The 5,613-nt window shown below is 51.7% G+C and carries 4 protein-coding genes and 2 pseudogenes; 1 reads left to right on the top strand and 5 read right to left on the bottom strand.

Features of this window, described 5'->3' with window-relative positions:
- The 5 genes and pseudogenes from Q0257_RS02725 to Q0257_RS02705 form a co-directional block, all read right to left on the bottom strand.
- A pseudogene (locus Q0257_RS02725) lies at window positions 1-376 on the bottom strand (peptidase T); the annotation flags it as partial.
- A 10-nt stretch (window positions 377-386) separates the two neighbouring features.
- Window positions 387-1,742 carry a C4-dicarboxylate transporter DcuC gene (dcuC, locus tag Q0257_RS02720; RefSeq protein ID WP_298021253.1) on the bottom strand — a complete coding sequence of 452 codons (1,356 nt, stop codon included), beginning with the start codon at window positions 1,740-1,742 and terminating at the stop codon, window positions 387-389.
- Between the two features lie 11 nt (window positions 1,743-1,753).
- The gene (pepE, locus tag Q0257_RS02715; protein WP_298021250.1) at window positions 1,754-2,452 is read right to left on the bottom strand and encodes a dipeptidase PepE; all 699 of its coding nucleotides are present in this window, start codon (window positions 2,450-2,452) and stop codon (window positions 1,754-1,756) included.
- A gap of 10 nt (window positions 2,453-2,462) precedes the next feature.
- On the bottom strand, window positions 2,463-3,779 hold the full coding sequence (locus Q0257_RS02710; RefSeq protein WP_298021247.1) for an amidohydrolase: 1,317 nt from the start codon (window positions 3,777-3,779) through the stop codon (window positions 2,463-2,465).
- A gap of 10 nt (window positions 3,780-3,789) precedes the next feature.
- Window positions 3,790-5,028 carry a M20 family metallo-hydrolase gene (locus Q0257_RS02705; protein ID WP_298021244.1) on the bottom strand — a complete coding sequence of 413 codons (1,239 nt, stop codon included), beginning with the start codon at window positions 5,026-5,028 and terminating at the stop codon, window positions 3,790-3,792.
- 238 nt (window positions 5,029-5,266) lie between these two features.
- Here Q0257_RS02705 and Q0257_RS02700 point away from each other — a divergent pair.
- A pseudogene (locus tag Q0257_RS02700) lies at window positions 5,267-5,613 on the top strand (hypothetical protein); the annotation flags it as partial.

Here is a 5,613-nt window from a genome sequence, read left to right as displayed (position 1 = left end):
CTTTGTAATCCTGCAGCTCCTCATTTTCGCTCTCTTTAAGATAGATCTCTAGCTCTTTATTTAGGCAGATATCGCCGCCTTCGTATCTTACGATCTGAGCTTTGGTGTCGCTGCTCTGCTCGGCGCTGGTATCAAGGTGAGCGAAAAACGCTATGCTCGCAGCGGGCGCGTCTAAATTTGAGGGAATTTTAGCGATCAAAATCGACTTCTCGCTAAGGCTGATATTTTTTATGCCCAGGGCTTTTAACTCGCCTTTTATGAGGCCTGCTAGCTCAAGCTCCTTGGGATTTGAGGGCATTATGCCCGCAGCACCCGCGGCTCTATTTGTGGTGGTATTGATCTTGGTGTAGTTTAAAAACCTCTGCACGATATCCATATTAAGTCCTTTACAAAATGAAAAATGCGATGACGCAGACGGATAGAAACATACCTAGAGCCGTTCTTTTAGCGATCTGAATAGGGCTTACCATCGCAAGTCCCGCGCAAACGATGCAAGCGCCTGCAATCGGCGATGCGCTCCTGCCTAGCGCGCCGCTTATCGCAACCGCCATACCGAGCTTATCTTGCTCAAAACCCAGCGCGTCGGCGTGCACGGTCACGGCGGTGTTAAACGCCATCGCCGCCGCATCTCCCGAGCCTGTTACGACGCCCATAAAAAACGGAACGAAGGTGCCGCCGAATTTTACGTAGCCCTGCTCGCCCTTCAGCCACTCGATTACGAAATCGATCGCTCCGCACGCGCTAAGACCCGCGACGAAGACGCCCGCTGCGATGATGATACCCATGATATCGGCATACGCGCTACCCATGCCCTTGAAAAATTCTTTCGTGATCTTTTGAGGGTTGCTCAGAGTAATAACGATGGTGACGATAGCGCCCAGTAGCATCGCCTCGGCAACGCCCATCTTGGTCCATTTAAGAAAGGAGATCGTGTTGAGCTTGGACGTACCACCGATGATTAAAATCACCAAAGGTACTAGCGGCATAAGTGCGTATAAGACGTTTATTTTTTGAGGCTGCGCATATAAATTTGAACCGGCGGCGGATACGGCAGAGCTTGCGCCGTCTGCACCTGCGGAATTTTCTCTTTGCGCTAGATAATTCACCCCCTTGGTGTAGTCTTTGCAAACTATCGCTGTTATGCTAATTATGATTAAAACTACGATCAAAGCGGTAATCGCGCTGGGAAACTGCACCCCGATAACGTCTTGAACCGTGTAGGAGGGGTTGTGCGCCTTTACCATATCGGCTACAAATACGTTGTGCGCCGAGCCCGGGCTTAAAACGCTACCGAAAGTGCCCGCAAATACCGCAGCTCCCGCCATCTCCGGTTTAACGCCCGCAGCCATCATCACGGGGATCAGCGTAGCGCCGACCGCAGCCGAGCAGCCCGCAGCGGAAGGAATCGCGATATTGATAAAATATGTAAGCGCCACGACGATAGGGATCAATAAAAATCCGATATTTCCAAGAGGCCTGGTTAGTAAATTTACGAGCGCGCGGTCGCAGCCGGTAAATTTCATCACGAAGGCAAAACCCATACTGGCGCATATCGCCTTAATAAGACCTGCTTTAGTCATATACGAGGTAAAGGCGCCCAGCCCGTCCAGCGGCTTTAGACAAAGCACGCACAGCACCAAACCCACGCCGATAAGCACGGTTTTAGTATCCTTCTTCATGATCAGTAAAGCGACGACTGCGACGATACCCGCAAGCGCCAAAAATAGCCTAAACGTCTGCACGATAACTCCTTTTAAATTTTAAATTTACTTCCCACGGCGATGCGCGAGATCTCTTTTTTGTACTCGAATTTCAGCACGTCCGCATGCCCCATCGCCTCGCACTCATTTCCGTTTATCAAAAACGCGCTACCCTCGGGCATAGCATAGACGCTGTCGTTTTGATTGACGATCAAAAACTCCTCCAGCCGCTCCTCCCTGCTCTCGCCGTTGTGGTTTGAAATTTTACCGCTTATGAAGTGCGGATTGATCTGATACGGAAAGATCCCCAGAGCTACCGGCGAGGGCGGGAAGACGATCGGCATGTCGTTGGTAGTCATCATCGTCTTGCCCGCGACGTTTGCGCCCGCAGACCAGCCGAAATACGGCGTACCGCTATCCACGGCGTCTTTGATCGCGCCTAAGAGATCAAATTTATAAAGCTCATTTAGCAGCACGAAGGTATTGCCGCCGCCGATGCAGATCGATTTGGCATTTTTAACGGCGGCTTTCATATCGGCAAATCGGTGGATCGATCTGATATTGTTACTCTCCAAGCAGTCTGCGACCTTCTGCTCGTATTGATCGTTCGTGCGCCTAACGCCCGCAAACGGAATGAATAAAATTTCATCCTCCCAAAGACTTCCTAAAAATTCCTTGATCCACCCCTTGCAGTGGTTTAGATAGCCGCTGTCTTTGTAACTGGAAGCGCTTAGAAGTAGTGCTCTTTTCATCTCATCTCCTTTAAACTTTGCCGTTTAGCTTATACGCGCAGCGCAGATACACGTCCACCCCCGCAAGCAGCGAGTCTTCGTCGAAGTCGAATTTACCGTTGTGATGCCCCGCCGTAAGCGCCGTGCCGATCATCAAGTATCCGCTTTTGCCGCCCGCATCTTGCACCGAGCGCATAAAATGCGCGAAGTCCTCGCATGCGCCGAAGTTTAGCTCCCTTACGATTTTATCATCGTCGATAAACGGCGATGCCTTCGCCGCATCCTCGTAAAGCTGCGTGGTAGCCTCGTCGCTATCGCCGCCTGCGGTACCGCCCGTAACCTGCACATCGTAGCTAACGCCGTAAATTTTAGAAACGCCCTCCACTATGTCCATGCACTTGGCCTTCATAAACTCATTCAGTTCCGTGCTCTCGCCGCGCGTCTCGCACGCGAGATAGCCGTTAGGCGCGATGACGTTGCGCCCTTCGCCCGCGCGCAGCACACCGACGTTGATACGCGTAACGCCGTCTGCGTGTCTAGTGATGCCGTGCATATCAAGCGCCATTTCGGCTGCGGCGAGCAGGGCGTTGGCTCCGTTTTGCGGCGCGCCCGCGGCGTGAGCGGACTTGCCTTTTAAGCTTACGTCAAATTTAGTGGTCGCAAGCAGTTTTTTGGTGCCGCAGATGATGCCTCTCATGGTGCTCGCCTGAAAGCCGATATGACCGCCCAGCAAGTAATCCACGCCCTTGGTAACGCCAGCAGCTTCCATACCCACGGCGCCCCTGGTGCCCTCCTCGGCGGTTTGGAAGATAAATCTAAATTTACCGCTAAAATCGTCTAGGCTCTGCGCGATCAGCTTTGCCAGAGCAAGCCCCATCGTGATATGCCCGTCGTGCCCGCACGCGTGCGTGATGCCGCTAATGTCGGAGCGAAAGCCCTCCTTAAAAGGGCGATGGTCCGCGTCCGTGCTCTCGGTCACGTCCACGCCGTCTATGTCAAATCTAAAAGCGACCGTCTTGCCCGCGCGCCCCGTGTCTATTTCGGCAACTAAACCCGTTAGCCCATCCTCCATCGCATCAAGAAATTTTATCTGATCCGCGTTTAGCAGCTCTTTGGCGCGCTGCTTCGCCTTCTCGCAGGCATCCTTGCTACCTACGCCCTGTCTGGCTTCGGCCTTTACTACCTCGCGACCGAGCTTTATCTCATAGCCCAGGCGCTGCATACGATCTGCGATAACCGCGGTCGTAAAAAAGGTAAACCAGCCCGTCTCGGGATGCGAGTGAAAAAACCTGCGATCCCCGATCATCTCGCCTTTGAGCGCCTCTACTTTTTGTGCGATAGCATCCATCTTCTCTCCTTTATTTTTTGGCTAAGTTTAACATCGCCGCGGCTAAAACCTTCGTAGCGACAAACGCGTCGTCCCAGTTTATGCTTTCATTTACGTTGTGACTGATGCCGTCCTTGCACGGCACGAAAAGCATCCCCACGCGATCCGCAAGCTCCGTCATATTCATCGCGTCATGTCCTGCGCCGCTAGGAAGCCTCAGGCTTGGAATTTTAAGCTCGCCGGCGCAGCTCTCAAGCAGATCTATCATCTCCTCGCTTAGCTTTACGGGGCGATCTTTGATGAGATTTTTTAGTTCAAATTTACACCCTCTGCGAGCGCAAATTTTATCTATCGCGGCGCAAATTTTATCGTCCGCCGCCCTAAGCGCTTCCTCATCGATATCGCGTATATCAAGACCTAGCGTGCAGGAGCCGGGGATCACGTTTAGCACGCCGGGTATTGCATTTGCATAGCCCGTCGTTGCGACCGTGGTTTTGCCCTCCTTTGCGATCCTCTCCGCGCTTAAAACGATCTCGCTAGCGCAAGCTAGGGCGTCGCAGCGCATATCCATCGGCGTAGCGCCGCTGTGATCGGCTCTGCCCTCGATCCGCAGCTCGTATCGCACGGGCGCGGCGATACCCGTGACGATGCCTACGGGGATACCGCGTCGCTGCAATACCGGCCCCTGCTCGATATGAAGCTCGATATAGCTATGAAAGCTGGATTTGGGCAGGACGCAGCTTTTTAAATTTGCGGGATTTAGCCCGAAACTCTGCATGGCGTCAAATAGCGAAATTCCGTCTTTATCCTTTAGCTCGCCCAGCCGCTGCCGCGATAGCTTGCCGCTAATTATCTTGCTGCCTACGGTCGCCATTTTAAAGCGGCTTGATTCCTCGCAAACAAAGACGATGAGCTCCAGCGGTCGCGCAAGCCTCTCTCCGCTATCTCGCACCGCACGGATCGCCTCCAGCGCGCACATAACTCCTAGCGTGCCGTCGTAAAAGCCGCCCTGCGGTACGCTATCGATATGCGAGCCCGCGCTGACGGACGGTAGATTGGGATTGTTGACGCCGCTAAATTTAGCGAAAATATTGCCCGTATCGTCGATTCTGATCTTGAAATTTTCTTTTTGAAGTAGCGATATGAGGAAGTCGCGCGCCTCTTTATCCTCGCGCGAAAATGCAAGCCGCGTAAGCCCGCCGCCCGCCAAAGCCCCAAAGCGGCTTATCTGTTCGAACTCGCTTTTAAAGCGCTGCATGTTTATGTCCATAAATTCCCCTTTTCTTAAAAAATTTATGTGTACGGCATTTTAATATTAAATTTATATAACAAAGCTGAAATTTACCTATCGCGGCGGCAAATAGGGCGCTGAAACAGCACGCGAACAGAACTGTTTTAAAAATAGCGCTTAAATTTCATTTTGCCTTTTGGGCTTTAAAATCGCAGCAAGCCTGCTTAACTTCAGACTAAACGGATATAATTATCGCAAAATTTAATGAGGAGCAAGGATGGAACAGGACTCGCTAGAGGGGCTTTATGAAAAGCTAAATGGGCTAAAAAGCGTGATAGATAAGGAGGAGTGTCTGTTTGACTCGATAAGAGACGCCGTAGAGGCGGAAAATTTCGAATTTGCCGCGCAAATTTGCGACTTTGTTTTAAACGACGAATTTGAAAAATTCGGCGCATTTTTAAGAACCAGAGCACTCTTATGGCTCACGAACTACATCGCGCAAAATTTAAAAGAAAGCGAATACCCGAATTTCGGCGACTTTACGGACTGCCTGTGGAAATTTAAATGGATCGTCTCGGGCGTCGCCAAAAGCTCCATGATCGAAAAAGAGCTCATAGACGAGGC

It is taken from the genome of uncultured Campylobacter sp., assembly GCF_938018035.1.
Classification (GTDB): Bacteria; Campylobacterota; Campylobacteria; order Campylobacterales; family Campylobacteraceae; genus Campylobacter_B.
The sequence above is the reverse complement of the archived record's forward strand: the minus strand, read 5'-3'. Positions and strand labels throughout refer to the sequence as shown.